General features: G+C 53.3%; 10 protein-coding genes. 8 read left to right on the top strand and 2 right to left on the bottom strand.

All coding sequences use genetic code 11. The features are described 5' to 3' along the window. Positions 1-16: 16 nt before the first annotated feature. The 4 genes from IEW70_RS04190 (at position 17) to IEW70_RS04175 (ending at position 4,179) form a co-directional block, all read left to right on the top strand. Positions 17-934, top strand: coding sequence for an RluA family pseudouridine synthase (locus IEW70_RS04190; protein ID WP_188646650.1), 918 nt, complete (start codon positions 17-19; stop codon positions 932-934). A 111-nt stretch (positions 935-1,045) separates the two neighbouring features. Next, on the top strand, positions 1,046-2,668 hold the full coding sequence (locus IEW70_RS04185) for an esterase/lipase family protein (RefSeq protein WP_188646649.1): 1,623 nt from the start codon (positions 1,046-1,048) through the stop codon (positions 2,666-2,668). Positions 2,669-2,883: 215 nt separating this feature from the next. Then, positions 2,884-3,147, top strand: coding sequence for a hypothetical protein (locus IEW70_RS04180; protein ID WP_188646648.1), 264 nt, complete (start codon positions 2,884-2,886; stop codon positions 3,145-3,147). Positions 3,148-3,402: 255 nt separating this feature from the next. Beyond that, positions 3,403-4,179, top strand: a complete 777-nt coding sequence (locus IEW70_RS04175; protein ID WP_188646647.1) for an SDR family oxidoreductase — start codon at positions 3,403-3,405, stop codon at positions 4,177-4,179. 135 nt (positions 4,180-4,314) lie between these two features. On the opposite strand, the gene IEW70_RS04170 is transcribed toward IEW70_RS04175, so the two are convergent. Then, entirely contained in the window at positions 4,315-4,473 is a 159-nt protein-coding gene (locus IEW70_RS04170) for a hypothetical protein (protein WP_188646646.1), read from the bottom strand. A 243-nt stretch (positions 4,474-4,716) separates the two neighbouring features. Between IEW70_RS04170 and IEW70_RS04165 the strand changes: the two genes are divergently transcribed. The 4 genes from IEW70_RS04165 to IEW70_RS04150 all read left to right on the top strand — a co-directional run bounded on the left by IEW70_RS04165 (position 4,717) and on the right by IEW70_RS04150 (position 11,771). Continuing rightward, entirely contained in the window at positions 4,717-7,269 is a 2,553-nt protein-coding gene (locus tag IEW70_RS04165) for a transglycosylase domain-containing protein (RefSeq protein WP_188646645.1), read from the top strand. Between the two features lie 204 nt (positions 7,270-7,473). Further along, positions 7,474-9,972: a transglycosylase domain-containing protein gene (locus IEW70_RS04160; RefSeq protein ID WP_188646644.1), complete on the top strand. Its 2,499-nt coding sequence runs from the start codon at positions 7,474-7,476 to the stop codon at positions 9,970-9,972. A gap of 161 nt (positions 9,973-10,133) precedes the next feature. Continuing rightward, positions 10,134-11,180: a YkvI family membrane protein gene (locus tag IEW70_RS04155; RefSeq protein WP_188646643.1), complete on the top strand. Its 1,047-nt coding sequence runs from the start codon at positions 10,134-10,136 to the stop codon at positions 11,178-11,180. Between the two features lie 18 nt (positions 11,181-11,198). Beyond that, positions 11,199-11,771 (top strand): glycerol-3-phosphate acyltransferase, encoded by a 573-nt coding sequence (locus IEW70_RS04150; protein WP_188646642.1) that lies wholly within the window; start codon positions 11,199-11,201, stop codon positions 11,769-11,771. Positions 11,772-12,165: 394 nt separating this feature from the next. Here IEW70_RS04150 and IEW70_RS04145 read toward each other — a convergent pair whose 3' ends face one another. Then, the gene (locus IEW70_RS04145) at positions 12,166-13,023 is read right to left on the bottom strand and encodes an alpha/beta hydrolase family protein (RefSeq protein ID WP_188646641.1); all 858 of its coding nucleotides are present in this window, start codon (positions 13,021-13,023) and stop codon (positions 12,166-12,168) included. Between the last annotated feature and the right edge of the window lie 83 nt (positions 13,024-13,106).

Raw genomic sequence — 13,106 nt, 5'->3', positions numbered from 1 at the left:
GAAGGGAGGGAACCGGATGACGGGTGAATCGGAAGCCGCCGTGTTTTTTCACCAAGTCCGCCCGGATGAAGACGGGAAGATGGTGCAACAAGTCTTGCGGAATCGGTTTCGCTTTTCCCGCCGCATGTTTCGGCGATTGAAGCAACAGCGCGCCGTGGAAGTAAATGGCGGGACGGTGTTTCTCACATCCCGGGTGAAGGCAGGAGATGTGATCCGGGTGCGGATGCCGGAGGAAGAAAAGGAATCCGTTTCTCCTGAACCGGTTCCCATTCAGGTGGTCTATGAAGATGAGGACGTTATTTTGTTGGACAAGCCGCCGGGATTGGTAGTGCATCCCACCAAAGGGGTGTATTCGGGAACGTTGGCCAACGGGTTGGTCCATTATTGGAAGGAGCGGGGAGAGGATCGCGCCGTGCGGCCTGTGACCCGGCTGGATAAAGATACTTCCGGTCTGATCCTGTTCGCCAAACATCCCTATGCCCACGCTTTCTTGGCGGAGCAGATGGAACGCAAGCGGTATCGGCGGGATTACCTGGCGCTGGTCCATGGGCGGATGAAGGGAGAGGGAGGGATTATCGATGCTCCCATCGGGCGTGATGAGCAACACCCCACGCGCAGAGAAGTGCGGTCTGACGGTGCTCATGCGGTGACACATTACCGTGTGCTGCAACGTTGGCAGAATGCTACCCTCCTCCGGCTCTCCCTGGAAACGGGTCGGACCCATCAAATTCGCGTTCACCTGGCTTATCTGGGGTATCCGATCATAGGGGATGCATTGTACGGAGGAGAACGGTCAGACTTCCCCATTGAGCGGCAGGCCCTTCATGCGGCTTACTTGAAGCTTTTCCACCCCCGTGAACGCCGGGAAGTGGAGTGGTCCTCTCCGTTGCCGGCGGATATGGAGAGGGTCCTTCATTTTCTTGAGGATCATTGAATCCCACTCCCCCATCCCTTCCTATGGGGAGGTTTTTTTTGTAAACGGGAAGAATCTAAGAAGCACAGGAGTGGAGCCGAGACCGCTCTGTCCAGGGAAGAGTCGGTTCCAATGAAACGGGGGTTGGGAGTATTGACCACGGGAATGTTCTGGGCTGCCGGATCCGTCCATGGAAAGGAGGGGAGAGATGCACCGCCGCCTCAGCCCATACGCCGTTCTGCTGCCGATGTGTCGATTCAGGGGTATACTCCGGGTACTTGGTATATAGGTGCGACGCCGCCCCTTGCAGATCGATCCAAACCGCCGATCGTTTTTGTCCCGGGGTTGAATGGGAAAGCCCAAGACTGGTGGGAAGATACGGAATATTACGGCACCAACGACATGTACGCCTATGCGTATAACCAGGGGTATCGAACCGCCTTTGTCCAATTGTATGATGCGGCGGGAAACGGTGCTGCCGACATGTGGGACAACGGAAAGCTCTTGGCGGGACTCTTGACAGACATTCACCATTACTTCGGTGAACCGGTGAATATTGTGGCTCACAGCAAGGGAGGGATTGATGCCCAATCTGCGCTGATTCACTACGGTGCATGGCCCCATGTGGGACGGGTGGTAACGCTGTCTTCCCCCCATCGGGGATCTCATTTGGCGGATCTGGCTTTCAGCTGGTGGGCGGGTTGGCTGGCAGAGTTGATCGGAGCCAGGGATGAAGGGACGGAATCGCTGCAAACGGGTTATATGGAACACTTCCGTTCGGTCACCGACGAACATCGGAATGCCGGGAAAAACACGTACTACACAGCGGCGGGAACGGATTGGGGCCCCTTTCCTTCTGCATTGTGGACAGGTGGTGCTTACCTGTCCGTCCATGGGGAAAATGACGGGCTGGTCAATGTGTGGAGTACGCCTCTCCCCTATGCTCGCCATCTATATACCGAGGAGTGGGATCACGATGCTATCCGGTTGGGCCGCACATCCTTTCCACGGGTGGATCCCTATTTGCGGAGTATCAAAACAGCCGATCCAGTCGGCCATGCCGAAGTGGCCGCTGCTGGGATGGCAGCCGTCCCTTCGCCAAGCGGCGGTGAACAAGTGGTCAGGGGAGGCAAGTTGACAGCGGGTCAGGTGCTGGAGGAGGGAATCGCGGTTCCAGATTCCTTGGAGCAGGGGATTTTCCAGGTGTTGACCGATCAAGACCATGTGACGGTAAAGCTGGAATCGCCGGACGGAACCATCTATAGCGCCCGCAGCCGAGAGTATATTCACGGCACCGATCACCAGGTTTTCGCTTCCGCCCATGTGCAGGCTTTTCAAATTCCGACTCCCCAACGGGGATTGTGGAAAGTCCGTCTGGAAAGCCCGGAGGACGGGGCCTACCTGTTGACCGCCACCTTAAAAGGAGCGGAAAGGGTCCGAGTGCAGATAGCCATGTCCGACGTCGAGGAAAACCGGCTTTCATTGACGGTTCATATTCCGAGCCAGCAAGGAGAGCCGCAACTGCGGGCAACGGTGTGGGTAGTGCCTCCCCGCGCTTTTGATGGAAACCAGATGGGCCAACAGGCTGGAGAAATGGTATTGTCATCAACAGGAAAGGGGCGCTTCACAGGATCTGTCCCTGTTCAAGAATCCGGTGTGTACAACATCACCATTGATTTGAAAGGGAAGGATGACAAGGGAATGCCGTATCAAAGAACGATCATCCGGTCTGTCTATGTTCCCCGTCTGTCCTGATCGTACCGGTAATGCTGACAAGGGAAAAGCGACCACAATCGATCATACAATGATGAGATGGCGGTACCGATTTTCCTTGGCATCTGGGAAAGCCACGTTATGAAGAGAAGGCAACGTTCGGAAAGCGAAAAGCTTACCGCAGTATGCCAAGGGAGTATGTTGCCGAACGATGTGGAAAAGATAGGAATGGATATACAAGCAAGGAGGAAGCGTGTATGGTCGATTGGTCGGTAGCTTCTCTTTGGGAATGGCAAGCCATGACGATACTGACGCTGCTGTCCGCTGGTTTGGCCTGGTGGACGAAGAGGCGGCTGTTCAGCGTTATCGCCTTGGGCGGTGTGACGGCGATCGTGCTGGCCGTTTCCTTATGGGAACCTTTTCCCTTGTGGTTTACCGTGGTGGGTATCACTCTGGCCGGATCCCTGTTGTTGTGGATAACCAAAATGATTTTGGAACCTACTGAGGAATGGGCAGAATAAGTCCCTGTTAAATTTGGGACATCGCACCCACAGGGCATTTCGACGTGATTCGTGTCGCTACGTTCCACCGTCACGCTATACTTTGGAGTGGACAGCGTCCCGTCTGTGACGTCGGAAAGAGAGCGATGGGTAGAAGGGCTCTCTGTTTTTGTATGGTAAAGTTTGTAATCAAACGGTCCCTGTTATCAAAACAGGGGTTTTTTCATGCCTGCCTCTCGGGTACAATACGGGTGGCAAAAAGGGGAGGGATCTTTGGTGACGGCAAAGGTGGCCTGGGTAACCGGAGGGATTCGGGGGTTGGGTGTCATGATAGCCAAGGGTCTGGCTGCCGATGGCTACGATCTTGTGCTCAACTACCGGTCGAGTCGGGAAGCGGGAGAACGATTGGCAGAGGAGATTCGTGCCCTGGGCCGGCAGGTATTGTTGATGCAAGGCGATGTCGGCCAACGGGAAGATGTACGAAGCATCGCCGCCCGGATTCGCAGGGAATGGGGGCGTTTGGATGTGCTGGTGTGTGCGGCCGGCCCGTTTCTGTTTCGGCGGATTCCCTTGCTGGATCTGACCGAGGAACAGTGGCGGGAGATGGTGGATGGCAACCTGTCCGGGGTGTTCTACTGTGTGAAGGAAACGGTCCGCATGATGCGGAAGCAGAAGTGGGGGCGCATCGTTACTTTTGGTTTTACCGAGGTGGAACACGCGCCGGCTTGGGAGGGATACTCCGCCTATGCGGCTGCCAAGGCAGGGCTGGTGTCCTTGACTCGGACACTGGCGCGGGAAGAAGCCCCCAACGGGATTACTGTCAATATGGTCTGTCCCGGAGATATTCGCCATCCCTATAAGGAAGCGCCCATTTCTGCCGCTACGGGGAAAAAGGACCCCCGCAATCCGGTAGGCAGGCCGGGGACCGGAGAGGATCTGGCTCGAGTGATCCGGTTTTTGGCACACCCCGACTCCGACTTTATCACCGGCGCGGTGATCCCAGTTTCTGGAGGGTTTGATAACCGTTTCTTTTCGCTGAATGAAAAGTCATAGGGCCTGCTTGGCCATAAGTACAAGAACAACCGCGCCGGTTAGGGCGGTTGTTCTATTGTGTAATCGGCGCAACAAATAAGGATAAAATTGCGTTATAATGTAAGGGTGTTATTTCAACACCGTTCGGGTTCCGGGTTATCTGGAATAGTACCATCCCAAAATAAACCAAAAACCGGATAAAAGGCACCCGGTGATCAAGCCGCCGATGCCATACAGTTTCCATAGGAGCAGGGATGCCAGCAAACCGACAAACCCGGTGAACCGGCAAGCAAACGCTGCCGCTTTTGTGTTCATTTCGATCACCTCGTACCCAATATACCACATTCGACAAATTTGAGAGCAAGGGAGTTGAAAAGACGAAAAGCAGCGGTGATGCCGGTGGCATGGATAAAAATGTCATAGACAAGACGCAGGGTTGTATGTAAAGTAGACAGATAAGTGAATGAGAAATAGAGAGGGAAACCAGTGCAAGCACAGCGAATGCTTGGTCCCGTTGCCAGGCAGATCGAGGTACTTTGCATCAGGGGGTTATAAATCATGGACGAATTGCGAAGGGGAAACGGGTCCTTTCCTTCCCGTGCGAGAGCCCACGGCAGAAGCTCTCGCACCATCGTTCGCAAAAAAGGGAACGGTGGAAAGGGAAACTGGAAACGTTTCTTCAACTGGAAATGGATATTGCTTGTGTTTGTAACGGCGATACTGCTCGCCGTGGGCGGATGCTCCGCCGTGCTGATGTCGGCGCCTACTTACTCTTTGGATCAAATTCAAAAGATGGATTATTCCACTCAGGTGTACGACCATAAAAACCAGCCGGCGATCAAGCTGGGGGCGGTCAACCGGGAACCCATCACCATGAAAGAGATGCAGAAAAAGAACCCGTTGCTGCCGCTCACCTTTGTCAAAGTGGAGGACGAGCGGTTCTACCAGCATAACGGGATCGACTACAAAGGGTTTGGCCGGGCGATTGTCCGCAACATCGTCGCCATGGGGAAAGCGGAAGGGGCCAGTACGATCACCATGCAGGTGGCCCGGAACGCGGTCTTGCAACAGCGGGAAAAAACCATGTCCCGGAAGTTGAACGAGATCGCTGTGGCCCTGAATCTGGAGGAAAAGTACAGTAAAGCTGATATTCTGCAAAGCTATCTGAACTATATCTACCTGGGCAACGATGTGGCCGGAGTGAAGATGGCCGCCAAGGTATACTTCAACAAAGACATCACCAAGGACAAGCTGGAACCCCAGGAGATTGCACTGTTGGCCGGTCTGCCCAAGGCACCGGAAGGATACAACCCCTTTACCAACCCGGAGAAAGCTAAGTTCCGGCGCAATGTGGTGCTGGATAAGATGGCCCAGACGGACAGTACCATTCGACCGTTGATTACCAAAGAAGAGGCGGAGAAATACAAAAAGATGCCGCTGGGCGTCGATAAGGAAAACCTGAATAAGTACGTGAAACAAAATGGCTCCGCTGCTTATAAAGAGATGATCAAGCGGGAAGCGGAGAAGCGCTTTGGCATCGACGATAAGACACTGGCCGGCGGCGGCTATAAAATCTACACCGGCTTAAACACAAAAGCCCAGGAAGCGGTGGATAAAGCGATCAAGGATAAACGCTTCTACAAAGGGCACGAAAACCTGGATGCCGGTCTGACCATGGTGGATCCGAACACCGGCGAGATCGCGGCTGTGGGCGGCGGGCGAAAGTATCTGCCTGGATATGCCCTGCGGGCGACGGAAAATCATCAGCCGGGCTCCACGATCAAACCGTTGACGGTGTTTGCACCGGCAGTGGAACGGGGCGACTATAACGAGTACTATACGGTTCCGGATAAGAAGATCACCATCGGCCAGTGGACCCCGAAAAACTATGACAATGAGTATCACGGGGATATCCCGATGCAGGAAGTGGTGGCCAAGTCTCTGAACGCTTCCACGATCTGGCTTTTGAAAAATGTAGTGACGCTGGATTATGCGTATAAAAAAGGCGTCCAAGCCGGCTTGGAATTGGGCCCCAAAGACAAAGGCAGCTATGCGGCCTTGGGTCTGGGCGGTTTGACCCGCGGAGTGGATACCGTACAAATGGCACAAGCCTATACGGCTTTCCCCAATGCCGGGGAAGTGGCACCGGCTCACGTGATTCGGAAAATCGTGAAGCCGGACGGAGAAATTCTCGAGCCCAAAGACGGCATGGATTACAACCAAAAGAAACGGGTCTATACGAAAAAAGCGGCTTGGTATACTCACCGCATGCTGCGCAATGTTGTGGAAGACGGTACCGGGATTTATGCCAAACTGAACGACGGGCGGCCGTTGGCCGGGAAAACCGGTACTACCCAGAACAGCAAGGAAGCATGGTTTGTCGGCTACACCCCGGACTATGTGACGGCGGTGACGGTGTTTAACCAAGGCGGCGAAGAGGTGGAACTGACCGGCGGCGGTTACCCGGCACAAATCTTTAAGCAAGTGATGGAAGAGACACTGGCAGGCATTCCGCCGAAAGACTTCCAAAACCCGGGTGTACCGGAACCGCAACCGCCGTTTGAGCTGAAGCCGGTCGGAGACTTGCAAGCTTCCTTCGATCAGGCCGGCAAGCAGGTGACTTTGCAGTGGGGCGATTACTCTGACCGCCTGAAATATCGGGTGGAGCGCTCCGAAGACCAGTCCAACTGGCAGCCCATCGGTGAAACCACCGAAGGTACCTTCTCCGATAAGGGTATTCAAATGCCGGATGCCGGTGGCGGATTCTTCGGCGGGGATCAGCCGGCGGAACCGAAGACTTACTATTACCGAATTGTCGCCATTGATACCCAAGCCAAAGGCGGCGAGAAGAAAGAAGCCGATCCGGGCAATGTGGCCCAAGTGGCCATTCAGCCGCAGCAGCCGCAACCGGGTCAGGATCAAGGCGATAAGCCCGACGATAAAAAAGGAAACACCGATCAGGGTGAGCAGCAAGATCCCGGCGGTTTCCTTGGCGGCGGTGACCAACAACAGGGCGGTGAACAAGATTCCGGCGATCAACAGCAGCAAGGTGGGGATCAAACGCCGCCACCGCCCGATGGACAACAACAGGATGACGGAGGCTTCTTCTAATCCTCCACATCGTACAAGAGACCGGCAATTTGCCGGTCTCTTTTTTTATCCTCATACGGAAGTTGTTGGCTTTTCCGATAAAATTCAGTAGTATATAAATAAATCGAACATTTCCCATATATTTTAAGAAATAGATAGAAAATACGATTTTGTGTTTATCAGAGGGCAAGTACAAAAGGAAACCTTAGGTTGGGGGTTAAGAGGATGGATGATTTTCAGAAAAACGGCGATGGCAACCCGGTTTCCCGACAAGAAATTTACGGCTCGCGCAAAGATCGGTTCGGCAACGGCGGCAGGCGTTTTTTCACGAAAAAGTGGTTTGTGTTGGTTGTGTTGACTACGGTGCTGCTGGTGGTGGGCGGCTGTTCGGCGGTGATGCTGTCCGCCAAATCGATGCCGCTGGATCGGATGGACGAGATCCAGTTTGCTTCCACTATTTATGACGTAAAAGGAAAGCCTGTGGCTCAGTTGGGGTCGGGTCAGAGAGAATATATTCCCCTGAAGCAGGTCAAATCCCGCAAGTTGTTAGAGGATGCCTTCATTGCGGTGGAAGACCGTCGTTTTTACCAGCACCACGGAGTGGATTACCGCGGGGTAGCCCGGGCTTTGTTTACCAATCTGATGGAGCGAAAAAAAGCGGAGGGTGCAGGCACCGTTACGATGCAGGTGGCCCGAAACATCATCTTGGAGAACAGTGCAAAAACCTATACACGCAAAATCAAGGAAGTGTTTGTAGCTTGGAATCTGGAGCGCAATTACACCAAACAGCAGATATTACAAGCCTATTTAAATTACATCTACTTCGGAAATGATGTACAAGGTATCAAAATGGCAGCCAAAATCTACTTTGATAAAGACATCAGCAAGGATGAGCTGGAGCCTCATGAAGTGGCGCTGTTGGCCGGTATCCCGAAGGCGCCTTCTGCTTATGATCCTTACCGAAATCCGGGGCAGGCTAAAGAGCGGCGCAATGTGGTGTTGGAAGTGATGGCCCAACAACGCCTGATCACACAAGAGGAAAAAAAGCGCTATCAACAGATGGATTTGGGTGTAAATCGATCGTATCTCAAAAAATATATCCAAAAGGATCAATATCAGGCCTACAAGCACTATGTCATGCTGGAAGCGGAGAAGCGCTTCGGTCTGTCGGAGACGGAGCTCGCAACCGGCGGTTATCAAATCTACACCCAGCTGGTGCCCAAGGCGCAACGGGCGATGGATAAGGCGATCAAGGACGACTCCCTTTTTCAAAACCATAAGCAGTTGGACGGCGGGGCTACGATGGTGAACCCGCAAACGGGAGGGATTGCTGCCATCGCCGGAGGGAGGGAGTATTTGGGCCGGGGCTACCTTCTCCGTTCCCTGGAACCCAAACAACCGGGTTCTTCGATCAAACCGGTATCGGTTTATGCTCCTGCCGTCGAGGAAAAAGGATTTGACGAATACTCCGACATCCAGGATCCCCCGGGCTTTCATGTCGACAGTTGGAAGCCGGAAAACTTTCAAAAGCGCTATTACGGCAAAGTACCCATGAAGGAAGCGATCGCCAAATCGCTCAATGTCGCAACGGCATGGCTGTTGAAAAATGAAGTCGGTTTGGATATCGCTGTGCGATATGCGGAACAAGCGGGAATTCCGCTTGAGGAAAAGGACAAACACTCGTATGCTGCAATGGCTTTGGGCGGGTTGACCAAAGGGGTCGATACGGTACAAATGGCGCAGGCATACACGCCTTTTGCCAATAACGGCAAATGGACATCGGCCCATGCGATTAATCGCATCCAGTTTAAGGAGGAACCGGTCGATCCCCTGCAAGAAGTTGAGCGCCGGGAGAATTTCAGCCCCAAAACTGCTTATTATATGACTCGCATGCTTCGGTACAATGTCCAAAACGGTACCGGAACCTCGGCCCGGTTGCCGGACGGGCGGGATGTAGCGGGGAAAACGGGAACCACCCAGGACAGCCAAGAGGCTTGGTTTGTCGGATATACCCGGGAGTATGTAATGGCCGCGATGGTATACAACAAAGAGGACGGGAAGGTGGAGTTGTCGGGAGGGGAATACCCTGCCAAGATTTTTCGACGGGTCATGTGGCAGACGCTCCGGGATACACCTGTCAGCCGGTTCACCAACCCGGGAGTCAAAGAGCCGGAGCCGCCTTTTGAGCTGAAGCCGGTAGAACTGAACGGGGAGGTGGATGAAGCGGCAAAATCCATCCGGCTGAACTGGAATGATTACTCGGATCGGGTCATCTACCGGGTGGAACGGTCGGAAGACGGTGCTTCCTGGTCTCTCTTGTCACAGACGCCGGAAGGGGGATATGAAGACAGGGACATCGTGTTCCCGCAGCCGGAAACAGGAGATCCCCTGGATGATATATTTGGCAGCGGCAAACCCAAAACCTACTATTATCGCGTCATTGCCATCGATACGGTAACAAACGAGGAAGCCCAACCCTCCAATACGTTAAAAGTGACGATCCAGCCTCCCCCGCCGGAAAAGCCGCCCGGAAACGAACAGGGGGATCAACAAGGAGATCAGCCGGGTGAACCCGGGGGAGGCCAGGAAGGACCGGGCGGTGATCAGCGTCCCGGATTGGATATTATGCCGCCTCCGGGCAGAGAAGAAGCAGGCGGAGATCAAACAGGAGGGGAGGGCGAACAGCAAGGATCCGAAGGGGGGGACCAACCGGAGAGAGAGTAGAGGAAGCTACGGTGGAAAAGCGATTGAGGGTATCTTTGTGATAGCAGTACCAAGCCAGGCTTGCTGCAAATGCGGCAAGCCTTTTTCTGTGCGGGTTCTAACCCGGCTTTTCCCCCATAAACTAGTCTTAACGGGACGAGTTTGCCGGGGGAGGGGTCACGGTGGTACTCCATGAACGTTGGTTTGCTGCGGCAAGGATTGGATTTGCCTACATCGGTACGGTGGTGGGTGCAGGATTTGCGTCGGGACAGGAAATCATGCAATTTTTCACGGTTTATGGATTGGGCGGGGTGTGGGCGATTCTAGCGGTCACCTTGCTGTTTTCCTGGTTGGGAACACGAATGATGGTGATGGGGGCTCGATTGCGCGCCCATTCCTATGAGGAGTTTAATCTCTATTTGTTCGGAAACAGATGGGGCCGTTGGATGAATGTGTTTGTCGGGCTGGTATTGTTTGGTGTTACGACAGCCATGATGTCGGGGACCGGTGCGCTGTTCCGCGAACAAATGGGCCTTTCCTTTCATTTTGGTGTGCTTGTGACATCATTGATCGCTTTTTTGGTCATTATGCGGGGGATGGAAGGCATCCTGTCTGTCAATGCGCTGGTTGTGCCCCTCATGTTTATCTTTACCGTTTTGGTCGGGGTTCAGGGTTTTCAAGGAGGCGGTGTAGAAGGGTTTTTATCGATGGCCCCCCATACGGATAAAGGGCACTGGGTAATGTCTGCCGTTACATATGTGGCGTTCAACTTGGCGATGTCCCAAGCGGTGTTGGTTCCCATGGGTGGAGAGATCCAGGATGAGAAAACCCTCCGAATCGGAGGCTGGTTAGGCGGTGCGGGATTAGGGATCATGCTGTTGGCCAGCAACTTTGCCCTCGCCTTGAAAAGTCCGCAGATCTTTCAATTGGAAATTCCTATCGCTTTGGTGATCGCCACGTTGGGCGAAGGGATGAAATATTTCTTTCTCGCCGTGATGTGGGGAGAGATTTTTACCACCTTGATCGGCAATGTGTACGGATTGGCCGCCAATCTGGAACAGTGGATTCCTTTGCGTATCAATACGCTGATGGCAGCGATATTTATCTTGGGGTATCTCTGCTCTTTAATCGGGTTTCCGGTCTTCGTCGGGGCTGTCTACCCCTTCTTCGGCTACTGCGGACTGATTGTTCTGATGCTGCTCATGGTGAAAAGATATCCTTCTTACTGACAAAAGGAGGCGTCGTCGATGCTCTGGTTGGTTGTGGCGGGTTCATACATTATCGGTACGTTGCCGACGGCGCTGTTCATCAAAGGGAAGGGATGGAGGGGGCCCTCTGCCCGCGGTGCGGTTTTTTTTGCGTCACAGATACAGGATGCCTTATGGTGGCTGGCAGTAGAAACGGGGAAGGGGATGACAGCGGCCGGACTGGGTCTGTTGGCAGGCGGGTGGTCGGGAGCAGTAGCGGCTTCCATCGCGGTGGTTCTTGGCCAAGTGGCACCGGTATTTCCGGGTTTTCGCGGAGGGAAAGGAGCGGCGGTAGCAGCAGGTACCTTGGTGGTCTTGTCGCCGCTGTTGATTGTGGTAGGGTTGGCGGCTTACGGCATATGTTTGGTCTTGACCCGCTACCTGTCGTTTTCCACCATGGCCGCAGTGGTGACTGTGATGGTCGCTGCTCTTTTCTTTTTCCCGAAGCTGTATCTGCTCATCGTCGTGCTCCCGGTAGGCACCCTGATCCTGTATCGGTATCGAGAGGATTGGAAGCGGTGGCGGCGAGGGTTCGAGTCGCCTTTTGTCTGGAAAGGTCCTCGCCAACGGTAAAACTGGGTGGACATCGTAAAAAACAAGCGGTCGCTGAGGATTTCTTCAGTTGATGTCGTCCAAACCCCATTTTCATCGATGAAACCATCCCGAATGGAAGAACGTTGATGGTAGATAAAAATACCGCTTTCTTGAAAATGGAAGCAAGTTGGGGAATATTCCCGGTTGACAAAGGGGTGTCTTTACATAAATTTATCATTTTAGTGATTGACATGTATTTTTAAATCTATTATAGTGAGAATAACGCTGATGCTGCTCATCGCTTCCGCTGTTGAACAAAATCTTGAATAAAGCTCGTTTATGTTTGCAATCCTTTCCTATTAATCGATACAAGTTTGACCCCCTTGAGACGAAAAGGCCGGCATCTGGATGCCGGCCTTTTCGTGTTAAAAATTCATCCTAAATGGTAATGAAAAAATGAAGCGGTTTTATCCAAAGCTTCACTTAGATGGGGAGTCGTTCCTTGGAAAGGATGAACAACGCCAAAGGTATGGTTGGCTCCGGGAAGGACGTGGAGTTGAGAGTGGGGCGCTCGCTTGTCGATATCCACAGCCGTATGAACGGGAACGGCCAAGTCTTCGTCGCCTTGCAGAATAAGCAGGGGCTGATGGAGTTGGGAGAGTCTTCCCAGGATGTCAAACTGTTCGCGGTGGGATTCGATATCTTCCAATACTTCGGCAAGGATCGGCATCTCTTGTTGTGTTCGTGCGTTGACGATGACCGTTTTTCCCTGCTCCTTCATCTCCTGTTTCATCTGGGGAGAGAACAAGTCTACATTGGCAATGCTGTTCCATAGGGCAACAGCCTGAACTTCTGCGGGATGATCCAAAGCAAACAGCAGGCTGTTGGCTCCTCCTCGACTGTGCCCAATCAGGCCGGTGCGCTGGGTGTCCGCATGATCGGGCAGGGGCAATCGGCCGGTGCGCAGTGCCGCAAACAACAGGGTGAGATCCTCTTGTTCCCGGGAGTACGTGTTGCGGGCAAATTTATCGAGTTCTGTAAACTGATCCGGCACTTCGCCTACTCCATTCATCGAGAAATTGAAGGTGATCACCGTAAACCCCCGTGTTGTCAATTCCTCTGCTGCATAAGGGAAAAAGCCCCAATCTTTAAATCCCTTAAATCCGTGACAAAGGACCAATACAGGTGTTGAAGCCGACGGTTCTCCAGTGAAAACCTCTCCCCGAATGATACGGTCTTCTTTTCCGACTTCCAATGAAAAAGGTACCACTGTCATGTGTCTGCGGCGCAAAAACGCCTTCCCTCCCTTTTATCGCTCTCACTAACGATTGTATCATGGGAGCAAGCGGGGATTCGACGGTGTCACTGGATTGA

This window comes from Marinithermofilum abyssi, assembly GCF_014641195.1.
Lineage (GTDB): Bacteria > Bacillota > Bacilli > Thermoactinomycetales > DSM-45169 > Marinithermofilum > Marinithermofilum abyssi.
This window is presented reverse-complemented; position numbering and strand designations above follow the sequence as displayed.